The 20,204-nt window shown below is 68.3% G+C and carries 19 protein-coding genes; 12 read left to right on the top strand and 7 right to left on the bottom strand.

Features of this window, described 5'->3' with window-relative positions:
* Positions 1-23: 23 nt before the first annotated feature.
* A complete protein-coding gene (gene rhlB, locus ABQJ54_RS09610) occupies positions 24-1,742 on the bottom strand; it encodes an ATP-dependent RNA helicase RhlB (RefSeq protein WP_367854074.1) in 1,719 nt (572 codons plus the stop codon).
* Positions 1,743-2,167: 425 nt separating this feature from the next.
* On the opposite strand from rhlB, the gene trxA reads away from it, so the two are divergent.
* From trxA to ABQJ54_RS09585, 5 genes are all read left to right on the top strand, one after another.
* On the top strand, positions 2,168-2,494 hold the full coding sequence (gene trxA, locus ABQJ54_RS09605) for a thioredoxin TrxA (protein ID WP_437343336.1): 327 nt from the start codon (positions 2,168-2,170) through the stop codon (positions 2,492-2,494).
* A 159-nt stretch (positions 2,495-2,653) separates the two neighbouring features.
* Positions 2,654-4,384: a transcription termination factor Rho gene (rho, locus tag ABQJ54_RS09600; protein WP_367854072.1), complete on the top strand. Its 1,731-nt coding sequence runs from the start codon at positions 2,654-2,656 to the stop codon at positions 4,382-4,384.
* A 141-nt stretch (positions 4,385-4,525) separates the two neighbouring features.
* On the top strand, positions 4,526-5,611 hold the full coding sequence (locus tag ABQJ54_RS09595) for an alpha/beta hydrolase family protein (RefSeq protein WP_367854071.1): 1,086 nt from the start codon (positions 4,526-4,528) through the stop codon (positions 5,609-5,611).
* A 139-nt stretch (positions 5,612-5,750) separates the two neighbouring features.
* A complete protein-coding gene (locus ABQJ54_RS09590) occupies positions 5,751-6,578 on the top strand; it encodes an ankyrin repeat domain-containing protein (protein WP_367854070.1) in 828 nt (275 codons plus the stop codon).
* 121 nt (positions 6,579-6,699) lie between these two features.
* Positions 6,700-8,067, top strand: a complete 1,368-nt coding sequence (locus tag ABQJ54_RS09585) for a glutamate--cysteine ligase (RefSeq protein ID WP_367854069.1) — start codon at positions 6,700-6,702, stop codon at positions 8,065-8,067.
* 58 nt (positions 8,068-8,125) lie between these two features.
* Here the strand turns inward: ABQJ54_RS09585 and dcp are convergent, their stop codons facing one another.
* The 3 genes from dcp to bioD form a co-directional block, all read right to left on the bottom strand.
* Positions 8,126-10,345, bottom strand: coding sequence for a peptidyl-dipeptidase Dcp (gene dcp, locus ABQJ54_RS09580; RefSeq protein ID WP_367854068.1), 2,220 nt, complete (start codon positions 10,343-10,345; stop codon positions 8,126-8,128).
* A 127-nt stretch (positions 10,346-10,472) separates the two neighbouring features.
* Positions 10,473-10,823, bottom strand: a complete 351-nt coding sequence (locus ABQJ54_RS09575; RefSeq protein ID WP_367854067.1) for a hypothetical protein — start codon at positions 10,821-10,823, stop codon at positions 10,473-10,475.
* A gap of 57 nt (positions 10,824-10,880) precedes the next feature.
* On the bottom strand, positions 10,881-11,555 hold the full coding sequence (bioD, locus tag ABQJ54_RS09570; protein ID WP_367854066.1) for a dethiobiotin synthase: 675 nt from the start codon (positions 11,553-11,555) through the stop codon (positions 10,881-10,883).
* A 71-nt stretch (positions 11,556-11,626) separates the two neighbouring features.
* Here bioD and ABQJ54_RS09565 point away from each other — a divergent pair, with 71 nt between their 5' ends.
* Positions 11,627-12,118, top strand: coding sequence for a GAF domain-containing protein (locus ABQJ54_RS09565; RefSeq protein ID WP_367854065.1), 492 nt, complete (start codon positions 11,627-11,629; stop codon positions 12,116-12,118).
* A 49-nt stretch (positions 12,119-12,167) separates the two neighbouring features.
* On the opposite strand, the gene yihA is transcribed toward ABQJ54_RS09565, so the two are convergent.
* Positions 12,168-12,800, bottom strand: a complete 633-nt coding sequence (yihA, locus tag ABQJ54_RS09560; RefSeq protein ID WP_367854064.1) for a ribosome biogenesis GTP-binding protein YihA/YsxC — start codon at positions 12,798-12,800, stop codon at positions 12,168-12,170.
* Between the two features lie 457 nt (positions 12,801-13,257).
* Here yihA and ABQJ54_RS09555 point away from each other — a divergent pair, with 457 nt between their 5' ends.
* From ABQJ54_RS09555 to ABQJ54_RS09530, 6 genes are all read left to right on the top strand, one after another.
* Entirely contained in the window at positions 13,258-13,980 is a 723-nt protein-coding gene (locus ABQJ54_RS09555; RefSeq protein WP_367854063.1) for a c-type cytochrome, read from the top strand.
* A gap of 65 nt (positions 13,981-14,045) precedes the next feature.
* The gene (locus ABQJ54_RS09550) at positions 14,046-14,939 is read left to right on the top strand and encodes a thiol:disulfide interchange protein DsbA/DsbL (RefSeq protein WP_367854062.1); all 894 of its coding nucleotides are present in this window, start codon (positions 14,046-14,048) and stop codon (positions 14,937-14,939) included.
* Positions 14,940-14,981: 42 nt separating this feature from the next.
* Complete coding sequence (locus ABQJ54_RS09545; RefSeq protein WP_367854061.1) at positions 14,982-15,857, top strand: thiol:disulfide interchange protein DsbA/DsbL; 876 nt, start codon at positions 14,982-14,984, stop codon at positions 15,855-15,857.
* 48 nt (positions 15,858-15,905) lie between these two features.
* Entirely contained in the window at positions 15,906-16,574 is a 669-nt protein-coding gene (locus ABQJ54_RS09540; protein ID WP_367854060.1) for a thiol:disulfide interchange protein DsbA/DsbL, read from the top strand.
* An 81-nt stretch (positions 16,575-16,655) separates the two neighbouring features.
* On the top strand, positions 16,656-17,435 hold the full coding sequence (locus ABQJ54_RS09535; RefSeq protein ID WP_367854059.1) for an endonuclease/exonuclease/phosphatase family protein: 780 nt from the start codon (positions 16,656-16,658) through the stop codon (positions 17,433-17,435).
* Positions 17,432-17,824, top strand: a complete 393-nt coding sequence (locus tag ABQJ54_RS09530; protein ID WP_367854058.1) for a hypothetical protein — start codon at positions 17,432-17,434, stop codon at positions 17,822-17,824. Before ABQJ54_RS09535 ends, ABQJ54_RS09530 begins: the two co-directional genes overlap by 4 nt.
* On the opposite strand, the gene ABQJ54_RS09525 is transcribed toward ABQJ54_RS09530, so the two are convergent.
* On the bottom strand, positions 17,808-18,518 hold the full coding sequence (locus tag ABQJ54_RS09525) for an SDR family NAD(P)-dependent oxidoreductase (RefSeq protein WP_367854057.1): 711 nt from the start codon (positions 18,516-18,518) through the stop codon (positions 17,808-17,810). The two genes, ABQJ54_RS09530 and ABQJ54_RS09525, sit on opposite strands and share 17 nt — an antisense overlap.
* Positions 18,505-20,121 carry a glycoside hydrolase family 17 protein gene (locus ABQJ54_RS09520; protein ID WP_367854056.1) on the bottom strand — a complete coding sequence of 539 codons (1,617 nt, stop codon included), beginning with the start codon at positions 20,119-20,121 and terminating at the stop codon, positions 18,505-18,507. The genes ABQJ54_RS09525 and ABQJ54_RS09520 overlap by 14 nt, the downstream gene beginning before the upstream one ends.
* Positions 20,122-20,204 lie beyond the last annotated feature (83 nt).

Genomic DNA, 20,204 nt, shown 5'->3' with positions numbered 1-20,204 from the left:
GGGCGACCGTTCAGTCGCGCGACTCAGCGGCCGGTGAACAACCGGGTCAGGCGACGGAACAGGCTGGGCTTGTTCGCATGCTGGTGCTCGCCGGCGGTGGCGGCCACCTGGCGCGAAGGGCGTGCGGCAGCCGCCGCAGCCTCGGCCGGGGCGCGTTCGCGCGGGGTACGACGCTCGCCGCGCGGCGAGTGGCCGGCTTCGGCCGGCTTCGCCTGGGGCTGGCCCTGCACGGCGTTTGCCGCCACTTCGCCACCTTCGCGGTGGCGGTTGCGCCCACCGCGCCGGCGGCGGCGCTTGCGCTCGCCCTCGGCGGCAGCGGCGACGTTGCCGTCCTGCGCCGGTGCGACTGGTGCGGCCGCTTCAACGGCGGCGGTTTCGGGACGCGGTGCGCGCGGCGGCCGTGGCTCGTGCGTGCGGCCTTCGCGCGGTGCGCGGTCACCCCCACGGTCGCCGCGTCGCGGACGCCCGCCCTTCTTGTCGTCGTGGCGCGGCTCGACGTGGTCGCCGAATGCGGCGCTGTCGGCGGCGGCGTTGGCGGCGAACTCGGGATCGACCTCGCGCGGCTTCGGCATCACCAGCAGTTCCGGCTCGATCGCCGCCACCGGGATGCTCTGGCCGATGTAGGTCTCGATGTCGGGCAGGCTCATCGCGTACAGGTCGCAGGCGAAGCTGATCGCGTCGCCCTCCGCGCCCAGGCGGGCCGTGCGGCCGATACGGTGCACGTAATCCTCGGCATCCTGCGGCAAGTCATAGTTGAAGACGTGGCTGACCGCGGGAATGTGCAGGCCGCGCGCGGCCACGTCGGTGGCGACCAGGATGTCGAGCTGGCCGTCCTGGAAGCGCTGCAGCAGCTTCTGGCGCTTGAGCTGGGGCACGTCGCCGGAGATCGCGCCGACGCGGCAGCCATGGCGCTTCACGCGGTCGGTGACGCGCTCGGCGGCGGCCTTGGTATTGACGAAGATGATGCTGCGCTTGGGCTGGTGCCTGTCGATCAGGTTGAGCAGCAGCGGCAGCTTTTCTTCCTTGGCCGGGAAGTACACCACCTGGCGCACCTTGTCGGCGGTGACGTTGTCGCTCTCCACCACCAGCTTCTCGGCCTCGTGCATGTGCTCGTAGGCCAGTTCCAGCACGCGGTGGCTGAGCGTGGCGGAGAACAGCAGCACCTGGCGCTGCTCGCGCGCCGGCAGGCGGCGGAAGATGAAGCGCACGTCCTTGATGAAGCCGAGGTCGAACATGCGGTCCGCCTCGTCGATCACCATCACCTCGACGCCGTTGAAGCCGAACACCTGCTGCTTGTAGTAGTCGAGCAGGCGGCCCGGCGTGGCGATGATGATGTCGCAGCCGTCGTGCAGCTGCTGGCGCTGCTTGTCGTAGTCGACGCCGCCGTAGATCAGCGCGGTCTTCAGGCCGGTGTGGCGGCCGATGTTGCGCGCGTCCTTGTCGATCTGGATGGCCAGCTCGCGGGTGGGCGCGATCACCAGCGCGCGCGGGTCGCTGTCCTTGCGCTCGGCCACGGCGGGCGTGGTGAGCAGGCGGTTCATCAAGGCAACCAGGAAGGCGCAGGTCTTGCCGGTGCCGGTCTGTGCCTGGCCGGCGACGTCGCGGCCGGTCAACGCCACCGGCAGGGTCAGCTCCTGGATCGGCGTGCAGCGGGTGAAGCCGGCGTCCGCCAGGCCTTGCTGCAGCAGCGGATGAAGTTCGAAGTTGGTGAAGAAGGTATCGGTGAGTACGGTTTGTGACATGGAGGAAAACAGCCGGTGGGATGCGGGCACTGGCGTGATGGCCGGCCCGGCCCCGCCGCGGATGCGGACGCGGGGCGGATGGATGAGCGGCACGTGGCGGCGCGGATCGCGAGGCTGCGGGATTCCCGCTGGTCGGCGATCCGGAGCCGCAGAGGGCGCCGAAACGGTTGCAGCGCAACCGGCAATCCCGCTGGCATAGGCGAGGCGGCTCGTCGCAAGCCGCCTCGCCTATGTCAACGGAACCGTCCGTTGCCGCCCTTGAATCGCTTGAATCGCGCCCCGAGTTACGTTGCAATGAGGCCTCGGGCCGCAATGGCCAAGTCCCTCTTTCCCGGTTCGACCCGCGCTTCATGGGCGCCCCAGTGTAGCCGATGCTGGCCGCGTGGTCGTCAAACCTTCCTTCCGCCCGTCTTTCGGAGACCCCGGTGAGCGACCTGATTACCCACGTGAGCGACGACGCCTTCGAGCAGGAAGTGCTGCAGTCCGATACCCCCGTCCTGCTGGACTTCTGGGCCGAATGGTGCGGCCCGTGCAAGGCCATCGCGCCGATCCTCGACGAGCTGGCCGGCCAGTACCAGGGCAAGCTGCGCATCGTGAAGCTCAACATCGACCACAACCAGAAGACGCCCCGCACCTACGGCGTGCGCGGCATCCCCACCCTGATGGTGTTCAAGAACGGCAAGGTCGAGGCCACCCAGATCGGCGCCGTCAGCAAGGGCCAGCTGGCCCAGATGATCGACAAGGCGATCTGATCGCCGGTTTGTCGCCCGCCGCGTGCTTTACGGCCATACGCGGCGGGTGCTAGATTGCCTCTCGCGTCTGCCGGGATCCCCCTGATCCCCCTGCGCCCTCCTTGGCGCGACGCACATCCTTCCCTCCTGTTTCTCAACGGCGCCCCGCGAGGATTGCCCGTGTCCGATACCGATAGCACCACTCCGAACGACGCCGGCGGCGCCGAGAACACGCCCGAGTCGCGTCCGCGCGCACCACGCCGCCAGTCCCGCGCCGCCAAGCCGGCCGCCGGCGAGACACCAGCCGAGACTGGCGCCGCTCCGGCGGCGCCGCCCGCCCCGCTCTTCGAGGCGCCCGCCGCGCCGACAACGGCTGCGCCCGTCGCGCCTGCGGGCGAACCCGGCGCCTCCGCGCCGGAAACGCGCGAGCCCGGCCAGCCGCAGAACCCCCAGGCGCAGGGCCAGAACAACGGCAACAACAACCGCGCCGACCGCGAAGGCCGCGGCCGGCGCCGGCGCCACGAACGCAACCAGCAGCGCCAGCAGGGCGGTGGCGGCGGCGGTGGCGGCAACCCCAACCCGCGCTACAACAACCCGCACGGCCTGCCGGTGGACGACGACAACGCCGACCCGGGTGCCGACGACCGCCTGATCAACCTCACCGAACTCAAGCGGATGAAGGCTCCGCAGCTGCTGGCCTTCGCCGAGTCGCTGGGCATCCGCGAGGGCGTGGCGCGTGCGCGCCGCCAGGACGTGATCTTCTCGATCCTGAAGGCGCATGCCCGCTCCGGCGGCGGCATCTGGGCCGAAGGCGTGCTGGAGATCCTGCAGGACGGCTTCGGCTTCATGCGCTCGGCCGACGAGAGCTACCTGGCCGGCCCCGACGACATCTACGTCAGCCCCAGCCAGATCCGCCGCTTCAACCTGCGCACCGGCGACTACATCACCGGGCGCGTGCGCCATCCCAAGGAAGGCGAGCGCTACTTCGCGATGCTGCGCGTCGACGACATCAACGGCGATCCGCCGGAGGCGTCGAAGAACAAGATGCTGTTCGAGAACCTCACCCCGCTGTTCCCGCGCAAGGCGTTCAAGCTGGAGCGCGGCAACGGTTCGAGCGAGGACATCACCGGCCGCATCCTCGACCTGGTCGCACCGATCGGCCGCGGTCAGCGCGGCCTGATCGTCTCGCAGCCGAAGTCCGGCAAGACGATGATGCTGCAGAACATCGCCCAGGCGATCCAGTACAACCACCCCGACGCGCACCTGATCATCCTGCTGGTGGACGAGCGCCCGGAGGAAGTGACCGAAATCGCCCGCACCGTGCGCGCCGAGGTGATCAGCTCTACCTTCGACGAGCCGGCCGTGCGCCACGTGCAGGTGGCCGAGATGGTGATCGAGCGGGCCAAGCGCCTGGTCGAGCACAAGCGCGACGTGGTGATCCTGCTCGACTCGATCACCCGCCTCGCCCGCGCCTACAACACCGTGGTGCCCAGCTCCGGCAAGGTGCTCACCGGCGGCGTCGACGCCAACGCGCTGCAGCGCCCCAAGCGCTTCTTCGGCGCCGCGCGCAACGTGGAGGAAGGCGGCAGCCTCACCATCATCGCCACCGCGCTGATCGACACCGGTAGCAAGATGGACGAGGTGATCTACGAGGAGTTCAAGGGCACCGGCAACATGGAAGTGCACCTGTCCCGCCGCATCTCCGAGAAGCGCGTCTACCCCGCCATCGACATCAACCGCTCCGGCACCCGCCGCGAGGACCTGCTGATCGAGCCGGATATGCTGGCCAAGATCTGGATCCTGCGCAAACTGCTGCACCCGATGGACGAGCTGGCCGCGATGGAATTCATGCTCGACAAGATGAAGAACACCAAGTCCAACGACGAGTTCTTCAATTCGATGAAGCGCTGATCCGTCAGCCTTGATGCAAACAGGCCGGCATATGCCGGCCTGTTTGCTTTTGCAGCACCACCCGCCGCGACGCAAGCCATTGCGGCGAGACATCCTTGCCATGTGCTAGCGTGATTCAACCCCGGTCTTGAAGGTGGCGTCATGCGGCAGTTTCGGCTGATCACGCTGGGAGTGGTGCTGCTTGTCTGCTGCGACATGGTCGCTCCAACCACATCCGCTGCCGACACGCAAGCCGGCTCCCATGCCGGCACGCTCCAGGGCGCTCCTTATCGCATCGACGTCCCCGCGCACTGGAACGGCGACCTGGTCATGCTGATGCACGGCTACGAACCGGCAGGGGCGCCGCGCGCGACGCCGATGAAGCCGGCGGACGAGACGGCCATCTTCCTCAAGCGGGGTTATGCCGTCGCGCAAAGCGATTACGCGTCGCAGGGATGGGCAGTGGGCGATGCCATCGTCGACAACGAGCGGCTTCGCCAGTTCGCCGGGCGCAGCATCGGGCATCCGCGTCACACGTATCTGGTGGGTTTCTCGCTGGGCGCCCTCGAGGCGGTGGCGAGTCTCGAACGCCATCCGCACACCTATGCAGGCGCGCTCCTCATGTGCGGTGCGACGGTCTCCACCCCCGAATTGATTGCACGCGGCACGCTGACGCCGCTGGTCGCCTTCGATGCGCTGATTCCGGGGGTGCTGCCGGATCTGGCCGCCGCCGATGCACCAGCGTTTGTGCCGCCTGGCGTATTCGCCCAGGCACTGAAGGCGCATCCGGAACAGGCCGCCATCCTCGAGCGGCGCCTGCAGGAGACCCCAGAGTCGCTGCCCACGCTGTCGCTCTACTACATGGTGCTGCGCGAACTGGAACGGCGCGCCGGCGGCATGCCCGTGGACAATCGCAAGACTGTCTACCGGGGCTTTGGCGACGATGCGGCCTTCAATCGGCGTGTGCATCGCTATGCCGGCTCGCCCGCGGCGCTTGCCTATGCCCGCCGCAATGTCTCCCTGAGCGGCCACATTGATGCACCCGTGGTGATGGAGTGGAACGCCTTTGACCAGACGATTCCCTCGCGGCTCCATGGCATCTACCCAGACCAGGTGCGTGCAGCGGGCAACGGCAGGCTTTTGACCGTGCTCGCACCCGTCGGCCAAGGGCACTGTGCTTTCAGCAATGGACAGATCGGCGCAGCGTTCGGCACCTTGCTGTCCAAGGTGGCAACCGCCGGGCACTGAGCTGCGCTGCGGCTGGACGACAGGGCCATCTGCCCCGAGGCATCGCCGCAATGCGTGCCGCTTCCACTGTCGTTTGCAGGGACGCTAGCTAGACGCGACTAGACTTCATGCCGCGCATGGCCGAACCGGCATTCCAGCGATGGCCGGGGCACGGCTTTTTTCGGCCTGCGCCACAAAGGGAAAACACGGAATGCTCGCTCGTCCCGCCCTGATCGTCTGCGCGCTTTGCGTGCTGCAAGCCGCCATCGCCGCCGAGCCGGCGCCCGTCGGCAACATCTGCCGGCAGTCGCTGCCCACGATCCGCGCACTCTGGCGGCACGACCTCTACGATGCCCCGCCTGCCGTGGCCGCGGTGATGGTCGAGGCTATCGACGGCAAGCTGCCGCAGGTGCGGCAGGGTCTCGCGCCGCTGCCCGAGGCCGAACAGGTCCATTGGCGTCAGGTCGCCATGCTCACCGCCGCCAACGCCTACCAGCCGGCGGTGGTCGATGGCTTGCTGGACGACGGGGCCGCGGTGAATGAGCCGGCGCGACTGCCGGCGTTCAGGAGCAGCTTCGAGCGTCAGACCGGGAACGCCATGGCACAGGATCCGCGCTTCGGCCCACGTGCAGTGGAAGGACTCAAGGCGGCCGGCGTCATGCGCAACGACGGAAATCTCGTCGGCCCTGCGCTACCGCTCGCCGCCATGTGCAACGACGCGGCCACACTCGACGTATTGCTGCGCCACCATGCCGATGTCATGGTGCGCGCAGGCCCGAACGTCGGCGATGCCTTGACCACCGCCGTCGTCGGTGGCCACGCCGGGATCGTGCGGCACCTGCTCGATCATGGTGCCGACGCCTGCGCAGACGACCGGCGCATCCGCAAACCCGGCGCCACGCTGGCCAGCATCGGCCGTCATCAGCACCTGCCGGAAGCGCTGCTGCAACGGCTGACCTGCCACGCAGCGGCGGACGCCGCTCCCTGACAGGCTCGAGCGGTGTGGCCGCGACCATCTGTACCGCCCCGTACAAATATTTTCCGTCAACCCCTTTTCGTGGCCGCGCGGCGCCTCCATAGTCGGTGGCTCCACCAGCGAGGTCGCGCCCGTGTCCATCCCCAGCGCCGTCAAGAGCACCCCGATCGCGGGCCGCCAGCAGCTGACCGACTACCTCGCCGCCGGGGAGAAGCCGCGCGAAGCGTGGCGCATCGGCACCGAGCACGAGAAATTCGGCTTCCGCACCGACGATCTGGCGCCACCGCCGTTCGAGGGCGAACGCGGCATCCGCGCCCTGCTGGAAGGCATCGCCGCCCGCTACGGCTGGGAAATCGCCCGCGAGGGCGAAACCCCGGTGGCGCTGACCCGCGACAAGGCCAACATCACGCTGGAACCCGCCGGCCAGCTGGAGCTTTCCGGTGCGCCGCTGGAAACCATCCACCAGACCTGTTGCGAGGTGAACAGCCACCTGGAGGAAGTACGCTCGATCGCCGACGGCCTCGGCCTGGGTTTCCTCGGCATGGGCTTCCAGCCCAAGTGGCGCCGCGACCAGATGCCGTGGATGCCCAAGGGCCGCTACAAGATCATGCGCGAATACATGCCCAAGGTCGGCGAGCTCGGCCTGGACATGATGACGCGCACCTGCACCGTGCAGGTGAACCTGGATTTCTCCAGCGAAGCGGACATGGTGAAGAAGTTCCGCACCAGCCTCGCGCTGCAGCCGGTCGCTACCGCGCTGTTCGCCGACTCGCCGTTCGCCGACGGCAAACCGAACGGCTACCTGTCCTACCGTTCCCACATCTGGACCGACACCGACGCCGACCGCACCGGCATGCTGGACTTCGTGTTCGAGGATGGCTTCGGCTACGAGCGCTACGTGGACTACGCGCTGGGCGTGCCGATGTACTTCAGCTACCAGGACGGCCGCTACATCGACCTCTCCGGGCAGGACTTCAAGCGCTTCATGGCCGGCGAACTGCCCGCGCTGCCGGGCACCAAGGCCACCATGAAGGACTGGGCCGACCACCTCACCACCGCCTTCCCCGAGGTGCGGCTCAAGCAGTACCTGGAAATGCGCGGCGCCGACGGTGGCCCGTGGAACCGCCTGTGCGCCCTGCCCGCGCTGTGGGTGGGCCTGCTCTACGACGACGAGGCACTGGATGCCGCCTGGGATCTGGTCAAGGATTTCACCCGTGCGGAGCGCCACGCGCTGCGCGACGGCGTGCCGAAGCAGGCCCTGAAACTGCCGTTCCGCCACGGCAGCGTGCGCGAGCTCGCCCGCGAAACGCTGAAGATCGCCGCCCATGGCCTGCAGCGCCGCGCACGGCTCAACCGCAACGGCGCCGACGAGCGCATCTACCTCGAGCCGCTGCTCGAGATCGTCGAAGCGAACCAGACCCCGGCCGAACGCAAGCTGGAGCTGTTCCACGGCGCCTGGGGCGGCAGCGTGGATCCGGTGTTCAAGGAATTCGCGTACTGACCTGCCAACGAAAAAGGCCGGCAGTGCCGGCCTTTTTCGTGGAGCATGATGCGGCGCCTTACTTCTTCGGCGCATCCTTCAGGCCACGGTCGATCAGCATCGGCTCGATGCTGGGATCCTGGCCGCGCCAGTCCTTGTAGAGCTTGGACAGTTCCTCGGTGTTGCCGCGCGAAAGCACCATGCCGCGGAAACGGTCGCCGTTGGCGCGGGTCAGCTCGCCGTGCTCCTTGAACCACTCGAAGGCGTCGTCGGCGAGCATCTGCGTCCACAGGTAGGCGTAGTAGCCGGCCGAGTAGCCGTTGCTCCAGATGTGCAGGAAGTAGCTGGAGCGGTAGCGCGGCGGCACGTAGCTCAGGTCCACGCCGTCCTTCTTCAGCGCGGCGGCCTCGAACTTGTCGGCGTCCTGCTTCGGTGCGTCGGCGCCCAGCATGTGCCAGTTCATGTCGAGCATGGCGGCGGCCACCAGCTCGGTCATGTCGTAGCCCTTGTTGAACGTGCCGGCCTTCTTCATCTTGTCGACCAGCGCCTGCGGCATCGGCGCGCCGGTCTGGTAGTTCTTCGCGTAGTTCGCGAACACCTTGGGGTCGGTGGCCCAGTGTTCGTTGAACTGCGAGGGGAACTCCACGAAGTCACGCGCGGTATTGGTGCCGGAGAGGCTCGGGTACTCCTCGTCGGCGAACATGCCGTGCAGGGCGTGGCCGAACTCGTGGAACATGGTGACCACGTCGTCGAACGACAGCAGCGCCGGCTGGCCGGCCACAGGCTTGGTGAAGTTGGCGACGTTGTAGATCACCGGCTTGGCGCCGAGCAGCTTCGACTGCTGGACGAAGTTGTCCATCCAGGCGCCGCCCTGCTTGTTGTCGCGCTTGAAGTAGTCGCAGTAGAACAGCGCCAGCGACTTGCCGTCCTTGTCGAACACTTCGAACACGCGCACGTCCGGGTTGTACACCGGGAGGTCCTTGCGCTCCTTGAAGGTCAGCCCGTAGAGCTGGTTGGCGGCGTAGAACACGCCGTTCTGCAGCACGTTGTCGAGCTCGAAGTAGGGCTTGATCTGCGACTCATCCAGGTCGTACTTGGCCTTGCGCACCTGCTCGGCGTAGTACTGCCAGTCCCACGGCTCCAGCTTGAAGGTTGGCTGGTGCAGCGCGGCCTGGTCCTTGTCGATCTGCGCCTGGATCTCGGTCGCCTCCTGCCTCGCGCGGGCCACCGCGGCGGGCGCCAGCTTGTCCATGAAGCCCATCACCGCTTCAGGCGTCTTCGCCATCTGGTCCTGCAGCGTCCACGCGGCGTAGTTCGGGAAGCCCAGCAGCCTGGCTTCCTGCGCGCGGATCTGTGCGAGCTGCTCGATGATGTCGCGGGTGTCGTCGGCATTGCCCAGTTCGGCGCGATTCCACGAGGCGTCGTACAGCGCCTTGCGGGTGGCGCGGTCCTTGAGGCTCTGCAGCGCCGGCTGCTGGGTGGTGTTCTGCAGCGTGATCACCCACTTGCCGGTGAGCCCGCGGTCCTTGGCGGCCTGCGCGGCGGCGGCGATGTCCTCGTCGGACAGGCCGTCCAGTCTGGCCTTGTCGTCGACCACCAGCGCGCTGTCCTTGGCGGCGGCGAGCAGCTTGTTGTTGAACTGCGCCTCCAGCGTGGACTCCTGCTGGTTGAGCGCCTTCAACCTGGTCTTGTCGGCGTCGGACAGCTTGGCGCCATGCTGCACGAACTCGCGGTAGGTCACCTCGACCAGGCGCAGCGACTCCGGATCGAGCTTGAGCGTGGCGCGCTCGTCGTAGACCTTCTGGACACGCGCGAACAGCTTGCCGTCAAGGTACTTGGCGTCGGCGTGCGCGGCCTGCTTCGGCGCTTCTTCTTCCTGCACCTTCTGCAGCGCGTCGTCGGTGTTGGCCGAGGTGACGCCGTTGAACACTTCCATCACCCGGTTGAGCAGCGCACCGGACTTCTCCAGCGCCACGTAGGTGTTCTCGAACGTGGGCGCCTCGGGGTTGTCGGCGATCTTCTGCCACTCGGCAAGCTGCTCCTGCATGCCCTTCTCGATCGCCGGCTGGTAGTCGCTGTCCTTGATCTTGTCGAACGGCGGCGCCTGGAACGGCAGCGTGCTGGCGGCGAAGAATGGATTGGCGGTGTTCGCGTCGGCCACCGGCGCGGTGGCGCTGCCCGGCTTGGCCGGCGCGGTGGAAGCCGGTGCCGGCGTGGACTTGCCGGCTTCGTTCGAGCCTTGCGAACAGGCCGCGAGGGCGATGCTGGTGGCGATGACGATCATGCGTAGACGGAACATGCGGTATTCCCGGTCGGTGCGCCCTGGGCGGGCAGAAAGAATCGGCAGCCGCCGACTGTAATGACACCGAACCGGTTTTTGCCAGCGGCGGCGCAGCGAAACTATGCGTGCCACCCGTGCACGGGCATCATGCGGGGCGCACGTCGCGCAACTGCCATGCCGCACCGATCAGCCAGTTCAGGCGCTGGCGCAGCAGGCTCATCGGCAGACTGGTCAGCACGTCCACATCGACGTGCAGGTCCACCACCCGTGCGTGCACCTGCGCCTGCATGTCGGTAGCGCCCAATGCGGGATCCACCTCGTCCGGCTCCGGCTGTTGCGCGCGCCAGCGCTCGAACAGCGCCGGGCTGTGCAGCGCCTCCTCCAGCGCGGCGGCGAAATCGGCGGGGCCGGCGCCGTCCCAGCTCAGCGCGGGATCGCTGCCGTGCGCATGCGCGAGATCGGCGACGGAAAGGTAGTAATGGTTGCGGCTGGCCATGGTTTCCCCTTCGGGTTTTCGCCAGCATGCGCACGGACAGGCATGCCGGATGTGAATTCAATCGACCAGCCCGGCCAGGTCGAGCTCGGCGGCTGCCTGCGCCGGCGGCACACCGTATGGCAGCATCCCGAGACAGGGCGCAGGCAGCAACCCGCGCAGGGTGGCGAGGTTCTCCTCCACTGCCTCCATCGCCGGATCGATGCGGTTGCCGATCCAGCCGGCGAGGCGGCAACCGTCGGCCAGGATCGCCTCGGCGCTGAGCAGGCTGTGGCTGAGGCAGCCCAGCCGCAGCCCCACCACCAGGACCACTGGCAGGCTCCACTGCTTCGCGATCTCCGAGGCGAACAGCCCCGGCGCCAGCGGCACGCGCCAGCCGCCCACGCCCTCCACCACCACGGCGTCGTGTTCGCCGCGCAAGATGTCGAAGGCGGCGCGCAGCGGCGGCAGCGCGATCGTCACGCCCTCGTGCGCCGCCGCCAGGTGCGGCGACAGTGGCTGGCGCAGCGCCACCGGGTTGATCCGCGCATATGGCAACGGCGCGCTGCCCGCCGCAAGCAAGGCCAGGGCGTCTTCGTTGCGCAAGCCATCGGGCGTCTCCGCACAGCCGCTGGCCACCGGCTTCATGCCGCATGCGTGTAGGCCTTTGGCGCGCAGCGCATGCAGCAGCGTACAGGCGGCATGTGTCTTGCCGATGCCGGTATCGGTGCCGGCGACGAAACAGGTGAATGACATCCGTCGAGGATAGCGCCACGTGCGCCCTGGCGAGCGGCGCATAATACGGGTTTCGCCGCGGGACTCTCCCCATGTTCGAACTGAAAACGCAGGCCTACGCGGACAAGCGTGCGCATTACGCCGACCTCGTGCAGCAGGCGCGCGGCCTGCTTGCCGGCGAACGCGACCTGATCGCGAACGCCGCGAACTTCTCCGCGCTGGTGTTCCACAGCCTGCCCGGACTCAACTGGTGCGGTTTCTACCTGTACGACGGCAACGAGCTCGTGGTCGGACCGTTCCAGGGCAGGCCGGCCTGCATCCGCATCGCGCTGGGCAAGGGCGTGTGCGGCACCGCCGCGCAGACGCGGCAGACCCAGGTGGTGCGCGACGTCAACGCATTCGACGGCCACATCGCCTGCGACGCCGCCTCGCAGTCGGAGATCGTGGTGCCGCTGGTGAAGGCCGACGGCAGCCTGCTCGGCGTGTGGGACGTGGACAGCCCGCACGTGGCGCGCTTCGACGAGGAGGACCGCGCCGGCATGGAGGCGCTGTGCGCGGTGTTCGTGGGCAACCTTTCCGCGTAGGCCGCCCTTTTCGCGGCTACTGCGACGATCTGCCGCTGCGGCAAAATCGTCATTCGCGCGGCGTGCGCAACAGCTCCGCCACCCGTTCACGCGCCTCGTCCACGCCGGTGCCGGCGGACGAGGAAAACACCTGCGCGGTGGCGTGCAGGCCATCGGGAAAGCTCTTGCGCATCGCCGCCAGCGCCTGCGCAGCCTGGTTGCGCGAGAGCTTGTCGGCCTTGGTCAACAAGAGGTGGCACGGCAGGCCGGTGGCGAAACAGAAGTCCAGCATCATCCGGTCGAACTCCTTCAGCGGATGACGGATGTCGGCGATCAACACCACGCCACGCAGGCTCTGCCGGCGATGCAGGTAAGCGTCGATCTCCTGCTTCCAGTGCGCGCGCAACTCCTCCGGCACCTTGGCGTAGCCATAGCCAGGCAGGTCGATCAGGCGCGCGGCAAGTGGCGGTTCGCCCTCGCCCTGCACCAGCGGCGGCAGCGCGAACGCGACCATCTGCTGGGTGCGGCCGGGCGTCTTGGAGGTGCGCGCCAATCCCTTGTGGCCGGTAAGCGCGTTGAGCGCGCTGGACTTGCCCGCGTTGGAGCGGCCGGCGAACGCCACCTCGGCGCCGAGATCGGCGGGCAGCTGGTTGACGCGGTGGGCGGCGAGCACGAACTGCGCGCCTTGTAAGAGTCTGCTCATGATCCCCAAGTACCCCGCGTTGCCATCGAGTGGCTGTCAGGTGGGAGTGCGTGGCGCAGCACCTGCCAGCCAGGCAGGTCAAGCCGCGCGCTGCCGCATGGCGGCCACTCGGTGGCAACCCCGGCACCTATCAATTCCGGGGCCGGGTCTGTTTGCGCGCATGCCGGCGTCATCGCTCGGGCGTGGACGGACGTCCACTTCCGCCCTCTTCCTTGGCCTGCGCGCAAACAGCTCCCGGCGCGGGGCACTTGGGGATCACGAGCAGACTCTGAGGGATTGGGCATGGTTTGACCGGAGTGCGAAGGCATGGGGATAATCCGATGGTTTCTGCCCGTGGCGCCGATACCGGCCGGCGATGGCAGCCTTCGACAGTTTCTGGGAGGGGAAGTGTATGGGTTTTCGGTTCGCAGGTTTTCGACCCGTCGTGCTCGGCTCTGCCGCAGTCCTGATCTTCGCCATGGCTGCGGGCACGGCAATGGCGCAGGACGCCGCCAAGTCGACGGCCGCACCGGCCAAGGCCGCCACCGCGGCCCAGCCTGCCGCGACCACTGCTGCGCCGGCCACCGCCGAGGCCGCGGCCAAGCCCGGCGACGCCACCGCGGGGCAGGCCAAGGCCGCCGCCTGCGGCGCCTGCCACGGCATGGACGGCAACTCCACCGATCCGCAGTACCCCAAGCTGGCCGGCCAGAGCGAGCAGTACATCGTCCACCAGCTCGAGAACTTCAAGAGCAGCAGGCGCCAGAACCCGATCATGCTGGGCATGGCCACGCCGCTGTCCGAACAGGACATGCACGACATCGGCGCCTACTTCGCCAGCAAGACCGCCCTGCCCGGCGTGGCCGACCAGGCGCTGGTCAGCCACGGCCAGCAGCTGTTCCGCGAAGGCGACGTGAAGCGCGGCATCCCCGCCTGCATGGCCTGCCACAGCATCGACGGGCGCGGCAATCCCGGCGCGATGTACCCGCAGTTGGAGAGCCAGCACGCGCAATACATCCAGGCCACGCTGAAAGCCTGGCACGACGGCACCACCTGGGGCACGGACGCGCACTCGCAGATCATGCCGGCCATCGCGCAGAAACTGGATGCGGACGACATCGCCGCGCTGGCCAGCTACATCGAGGGCCTGCATCCGGCCACCGAAGCCGACCTGCAGAAGCCGGTCGCCGCCGCCACACCCTGATCCCCTCAGGATGCGCCGGCGGCACGCCGGCGCATCCTGCGCCCCCGCATCACCGAGGTAACCCCATGTTGAAGCGTCTGCCGATCCTGTGCGCCGCCCTGCTGGCGCTGACCGCCTGCGGCCATTCCAGCGACAATGGCACCGCTGCGCCAGCGGCCGCCAGCACTGCGGCGGCCACAGCCGCACCGGCAACCGGCGCATCGGCACCGGCTGCCAGCACCGCGCCGGCCAGCGCCTCCACGGCGGTGGCGGCGAATGCCGGCGCCACGGCTGCCGCGGCTACCACGGCAGCTGCCGCGCCTGCCGCTCCGGCCAAACCCTTCGCCGATGACGGCAAGTGGGTCGAGGGCAAGAACTACTTCCGCATCGACCCGGTCCAGCCCAAGGCCATCCCCACTGACAAGATCGAGGTGGTGGAGGTGTTCTCCTACGCCTGCCCGGCCTGCAACGCCTTCCATGGCGCGATGGACCAGATCGAGAAGAGCCTGCCGCCGGATGCAGTGGTGCACTACCTGCCCGCCGCATTCCGTCCGGACGAGAACTGGCCGCTGTACCAGCGCGCGTTCTACGCCGCCGAGGCGCTGGGCGTGCGCGCCAAGACCCAGGACGCGATGTTCGACGCCACCTGGAAGACCGGCGAAACGGCCACCTACGACCTCAACACCGGCCGCCCCAAGCCCAAGGACGCCTGGCCCACGATCGACGACATCGCGAAGTTCTACGCCAAGTACGGCGTGGATCCCAAGGAGTTCGTGGCGGTGGCCAACTCCTTCTCGGTCAACACCAAGATGAAGCAGGCCGACGACCTCATCAAGGCCTACGGCGTGCCCGGCACGCCCACCATCGTGGTGGACGGCAAGTACCGCTTCTCGCCTTCCGACGTCGGCAGCGTGCAGGGCGCCATCGAGCTGACCCAGTGGCTGGTGGCCAAGGAAGCCGCCGCGGGTGCCGGCAAGTAAATCGCACCTCACCCTCGCTCCACCCCTCCCGAGATAGTCCCGATGCTGAAGCGCCTGCCGATCCTGTGTGTCGCCCTGCTGGCACTGGCCGCCTGCGGCCATGCCGGCGACAACGGCACCGCTCCGCCGCCCGCGCCCGCAGCCACCGGCACGACCATGACCACGCCGGCTGCCACGCCGACGCCTGCAGCCAGTGCCGCGTCTGCCAGCGCCTCCACCGCTGCAGCGGCGGGCACGAGCACCGTGGCCGCACCGGCTGCCGCGGCCACTACGGCGGCTGCCACGCCCGCCGTGGACGACAGCCAGTTCGTCGAGGGCAAGGACTACTACCGCATCGACCCGGCCCAGCCCAAGTACATCCCCACTGGCAAGGTCGAAGTGGTGGAGGTGTTCTCCTACGCCTGCCCGGCCTGCTGGCAATTCCACGGCACGATGGACCGGATCGAGAAGAGCCTGCCGGCGGATGCGGTGACGCACTACCTGCCCTCCTCGATGCGCCCCGACGAAAACTGGGTGGTGTACCAGCGCGCGTACTTCGCCGCCGAGGCGCTGGGCGTGCGCGCCAAGACCCAGGACGCGATGTTCGACGCCACCTGGAAGACCGGCGAAACGGCCACCTACGACCTCTCCACCGGCCAGCCCAAGCCCAAGGATGCATGGCCCACGATCGAGGACATCGCGAAGTTCTACGCCAAGTTCGGCGTGGATCCCAAGGAGTTCGTGGCGGTGGCCAACTCCTTCTCGATCAACACCAAGATGAAGCAGGCCGACGACATGCAGAAGGCCTACGGCGTGAACGAAACACCAAACATCGTGGTGGACGGCAAGTATCGCGTCTCGCCGCACGACGTGGGCAGCACGCAGCGAACGATCGACGTGATCCAATGGCTGGTGGCAAAGGAAGCTGCCGGCAAGTAAATCCGCAGTCTTGCTCCATTCCCGCATCATCCTGCCGAGCATCCTCCGATGAAGTACCTCGCCTGTCTGCGTACCCTGACCCTGTTCACCGGCCTGCTGCTGGCCACCGCCTGCACGGCGCAATCCAACGCCGATACGGTGACGCCCTACACCGAAGGCGATCAGTACGTGACCCTGCCTGCCCCGTACCAGCGCTACAGCAGCGAGGGCAAGGTGGAGGTGGTCGAGGTGTTCTCCTACGGTTGCATCCATTGCGCCGAGTTCTCTCCCATCGCAGAGAAGCTGAAGGAGCAGTTGCCCAAGGGCGTGGTGTTCAAGCTGGTGCCGGCGCCGTTCAGCGCCGAGTGGCTGCCGTTCGCACGTGCCTATTACGCGGCCAAGCAACTGGGCGTGGTGGATCGCACCCACCTCGAACTGTTCAAGGAAAAGTTCGCCGAGCATTACCCGATCAACTCGCTGGACGAACTCGCCGACTTCTACGCCCGCGAAGGCGTGAACCGCGCCGAGTTCATGCGCCTCGCCACCTCCGACGCCGCCACCGCGAAATTGAAGGCGGACCTGGCGTTGATCCAGAAGTGGGGCGTGGACGGCACGCCGACGATAGTGGTCGACGGCAAGTACCGCGTCACCCACGTGCAGACGCTGGACGAGCTGTCCGCGGTGACGCAGTGGCTGGCCAAGCGCGAGCTGACCGAAGCGGACAAGGGCGGCAAGTGACCGCCTGACCGCTGCCCGTGCGGGCGTTCACGTCCGCTGCGGGTTCACGCGTGTAGCGTACGCAGCCCGATGAACCGCACCATGCCCGCCCCTGCCGAACGCCACCTGCGCCTGCTGAGCTGCAACATTCTCGCCGGCGCCAGCGTGCAGCGCTACAGCGAATACGTCACCCGCAGCATCAACGCGGTGCTGCCGGGGCGCAGCAAGATCGACAATCTCGATCGCCTCGCCGCGCTGTTGCCCCAGTTCGACGTGATCGGCCTGCAGGAAGCCGATGCCGGCAGCCTGCGCTCGGGCTTCCTCAACCAGACCCGCTACCTGGCCGAGACCGCCGGCATGCCGTACTGGAGCCACCAGCCGAACCGGCCGGTGGCGAAGCTGTCGCATACCGCGAACGGGCTGATCAGCCGCATCGAGCCCAGCGCGGTGGTCGACTATCCGCTGCCCGGCCACGGCCGCGGCGCCCTGCTGGTCCGCTTCGGCGAAGGCACTCATGCGCTGGCCGTGGTGATCGCCCACCTCTCGCTGCGCGCACCCACGCGTGCGCGCCAGCTGGGCTTCATCGCCGAGATCCTGCAGGACCACCCGCACGTGGTGCTGATGGGCGACCTCAACACCGACATCGACAGCCCCGAGATGCGCCAGCTGTTCGCCCGCACGCAGCTGCAGCCGCCGGCGCAACCCACGCCCACCTTCCCCAGCTGGAGGCCCAGGCGCGCGCTGGACCACATCCTCGCCTCGCCTTCGGTGGCGCTGGAAAAGGTGTGGACACTGCCGCAGGCGTTCTCCGACCACCTTGCGCTGGCGGCCGAGATTCGCCTGCCTGCGGGCCATGCACCACCTCGCGGAGAACACCGATGAATACCCGTTGGCTACGCCCGCTGACGCCATGGTTGCTGCTGGTGCTGGTGGGCTTCGGCGCGGCGGGGTTGCGCTACGGCCTGGTCGAGCCGCCCGCACTGGCGCAGCTGTGCACGGCGACGCAGGCGCCTGCCTGGTGCGCGCTGCGGCAGGCGCTGGTGCTGGGCTTCCTGCACGAGGTCTACGGTATCGCCGCGATCTGTGTCGCCGTGCTGGCGCTGCTGCGCCGCTCGCGCGTGCTGGCGTGGCTGGCCGCGGCGCTGGGGGTGCTGGCCCTGCAGCTCTACAACTACGAGCCGGGTGCGCTGGCATTGCTGGTCGGCTGCCTGCGCCTCGTGCATCTGCAGGGCGCAGGCAACACGCAAGTGGCGGTCACACCCGGCCGATGACCGGGATCAGCGCACCGGTGATCGCCGATGACGCGCCGGAGAGCAGGAACACGATCACCCCGGCCAATTGTTCGGGTTTCACCCAGCGATCGAAGTCCGCATCGGGCATGTCGGCGCGGTTTGGCGGCGTGTCGATGACGCTGGGCAGCAGCGCGTTGACGGTGATGCCGCGCGGCTTCAGTTCCTCGGCCAGCGACTCGGTGAAGCGCATCACGCCCGCCTTGGACGCGGTGTAGGCGCCCACGCCCGCTCCGGCCTTCAGCGCCGAGTTCGCGCCGATGTTGACGATGCGTCCGCGCCCGTCGGGCAGGTGCGCCAGCGCGGCCTTGCTTGCCGCCACCGCGGTACGCAGGTTGATCCGGTAGAGCAGGTCCCAGGTTTCCGGATCGCCATCGGCCAGCGTCTCCCAGCGGAACGCGCCGGCGATGTTCACCAGCGCATCGAGGCCGCCCAGTGCCTCGGCCGCGGCGTCGATGGCATGCTTCGCCGCCGCGGTGTCGGCCATGTCCACGCCGCCGAAGCCGTGCGCCGCGCCCAGGTTCGCCGGCACCGGCGCGCGGTCGATCGCCGCCACTTCGGCGCCTGCATCCAGCGCGGCGCGCACCACTGCCGCCCCCAGGGTGCCGAAGGCACCGGTCACCACGATGCGTTGTTTGTCCAGGCGCATGGATTCGTCCTCTTCAATGGATTTCATCGAGCATAGTGCTTGTGCAAATCGGCGCGAAACGCGTGCGCCGCCACGCGGCGAAAACCGGCACCGCGATCAGCAGGTTGAGCAGCAGCCACAGCCAGGTCACCGGGTTCTCGCCCAGCTCCAGCGCCACCACCACGGTCGCCAGCACGGGCAGCCACGTGGCGAGGAACAACGCTTCGCGCGAAGGTGCACGCATGCGCTCGTCCAGCCAGGCCACCAGCGCGTAGCCCGCGCAGGGCAGCTCGAACAGGCCCAGCGGGAAGTCGCGGTAGCGGCCGTCGAACACCATGAGCAAGCCGTACAACGCCAGCACGAACAGCCACGCGAAGCGCAGCCGCCCCGCCGGTGCGGGCTTGTACGGCGCACCTGCCAGCCGTCCGGCCAGCCAGCCGGCCAACCGCAAAGCCGTGAACAGTGCAGCGAGGAAGGCCACGAGGGAAAGCGTCCACTCCCGGACGTCGCGACAGGCATAGGCCATCTGCCGCCATTGCCAGGCCAGCGCCGCGCCGCTGGCGAAGCCGGCCAGACCCAACGCCAGCCAGCCGCGTCCGCGCTGCCAGCGCCGTCGACGCAGGCCAGCCAGCACGAACAATGCCGCGCCCGCCACGCCGGCCAGCCAGCCCAGCCACCAGCGCGGCACCTCGACCACCGGTCCCTGCATCGCGAACTTCGGCCGCGCCTGCGCATCGAAGATGCCCCAGTAGCCGCCCACCGTGCCTTCCTGCGCGCGCTTCCACGGCTGGTCGAAGGTTTCGATCACGTTGTAGGGCATGTCCACGCTGGCGGCGTAGCGCAGGAATTCGCGCAGGTAGCGCGCCTCGTTCACCACGCTGGCGCTGGCGCCGCGGCGCGGCCGGCCCTCGCTGGGCCAGCCGGTTTCGCCGATCATCACGCGCTTGCCGGGAAAGGCCTGGCGCACCTTGGCGTAGACGTTCTCGACATGCTGGATCGCGCGCTCCGGCGGCACCGGCTGGTCCTCCCAGTACGGCAGGATGTGGACGGTGACGAAGTCCACCGACCTGGCCAGTTCGGGATGCCGCAACCAGTATTCCCACACATCGGCATAGCTCACCGGGATACTCGCCGGCAGCGCCGCGCGCACCTCGGCGAGGTAGCCGGCGATCTGCCCGCTCGACAGCTCGCCGCGCAGCAGCACCTCGTTGCCCACGATCACCCCCCGCAGCACCGCCGGATACTTGCGTGCCGTGGCGATGCCCAGCGCGACCTGCTCGGCGTTCGCCTTGGGATCGCGGCCCAGCCAGATGCCCATCAGCACCTGCATGTGATAGCGCGCCGCGATGCCCGGTACCGCGGAAAGGCCCTGCCCTTGCGAATACGTGCGCACGCAATCGAAGCGCGCGGACAGCGCGCGCAGATCCGCATCGATGCGCCCGGGGCTCACGAAGGCATGCGGATCGAGCGGCGTCTCGCCCGGCTCGCGGAACGGCGCGTAGGAGACACAGGCGATCCGCGCCGAAGGCGCGTCGGGCAGGTTCACCGGACGCCCGGACGCCCACCACCACGCCGCGCCGGCGCATGCGAGCAGCACCAGCGCCAGCCAGGCGACCAGGCGACGACCGCGGGACGAAGGGGAAAACGACATGCTGAACCCTTGCAGACGTAGCGAGGTGCGCCAGCTTATCAGGCACATGCGGAATGGAAGCCCGCCTGCGCGTCAGCGTGCCG

The organism is Rhodanobacter lycopersici (genome assembly GCF_040812335.1).
Classification (GTDB): Bacteria; Pseudomonadota; Gammaproteobacteria; order Xanthomonadales; family Rhodanobacteraceae; genus Rhodanobacter_A; species Rhodanobacter_A lycopersici.
Note: the sequence above shows the minus strand (reverse complement) of the source record. Positions and strands in the feature narration are given on the sequence as shown.

Excerpts from the sequence above, each read along its gene's own strand:
- dcp (WP_367854068.1), bottom strand. The coding sequence starts at position 10,345 with ATGTTCCGTCTACGCATGATCGTCATCGCCACCAGCATCGCCCTCGCG.
- ABQJ54_RS09595 (WP_367854071.1), top strand. The coding sequence starts at position 4,526 with ATGCGGCAGTTTCGGCTGATCACGCTGGGAGTGGTGCTGCTTGTCTGC.
- ABQJ54_RS09545 (WP_367854061.1), top strand. The coding sequence starts at position 14,982 with ATGCTGAAGCGCCTGCCGATCCTGTGTGTCGCCCTGCTGGCACTGGCC.
- ABQJ54_RS09550 (WP_367854062.1), top strand. The coding sequence starts at position 14,046 with ATGTTGAAGCGTCTGCCGATCCTGTGCGCCGCCCTGCTGGCGCTGACC.
- yihA (WP_367854064.1), bottom strand. The coding sequence starts at position 12,800 with ATGAGCAGACTCTTACAAGGCGCGCAGTTCGTGCTCGCCGCCCACCGC.
- ABQJ54_RS09530 (WP_367854058.1), top strand. The coding sequence starts at position 17,432 with ATGAATACCCGTTGGCTACGCCCGCTGACGCCATGGTTGCTGCTGGTG.
- ABQJ54_RS09520 (WP_367854056.1), bottom strand. The coding sequence starts at position 20,121 with ATGTCGTTTTCCCCTTCGTCCCGCGGTCGTCGCCTGGTCGCCTGGCTG.
- ABQJ54_RS09540 (WP_367854060.1), top strand. The coding sequence starts at position 15,906 with ATGAAGTACCTCGCCTGTCTGCGTACCCTGACCCTGTTCACCGGCCTG.
- ABQJ54_RS09575 (WP_367854067.1), bottom strand. The coding sequence starts at position 10,823 with ATGGCCAGCCGCAACCATTACTACCTTTCCGTCGCCGATCTCGCGCAT.
- ABQJ54_RS09535 (WP_367854059.1), top strand. The coding sequence starts at position 16,656 with ATGCCCGCCCCTGCCGAACGCCACCTGCGCCTGCTGAGCTGCAACATT.
- bioD (WP_367854066.1), bottom strand. The coding sequence starts at position 11,555 with ATGTCATTCACCTGTTTCGTCGCCGGCACCGATACCGGCATCGGCAAG.
- ABQJ54_RS09525 (WP_367854057.1), bottom strand. The coding sequence starts at position 18,518 with ATGAAATCCATTGAAGAGGACGAATCCATGCGCCTGGACAAACAACGC.
- ABQJ54_RS09590 (WP_367854070.1), top strand. The coding sequence starts at position 5,751 with ATGGCCGGGGCACGGCTTTTTTCGGCCTGCGCCACAAAGGGAAAACAC.
- ABQJ54_RS09565 (WP_367854065.1), top strand. The coding sequence starts at position 11,627 with ATGTTCGAACTGAAAACGCAGGCCTACGCGGACAAGCGTGCGCATTAC.
- ABQJ54_RS09555 (WP_367854063.1), top strand. The coding sequence starts at position 13,258 with ATGGCTGCGGGCACGGCAATGGCGCAGGACGCCGCCAAGTCGACGGCC.
- rhlB (WP_367854074.1), bottom strand. The coding sequence starts at position 1,742 with ATGTCACAAACCGTACTCACCGATACCTTCTTCACCAACTTCGAACTT.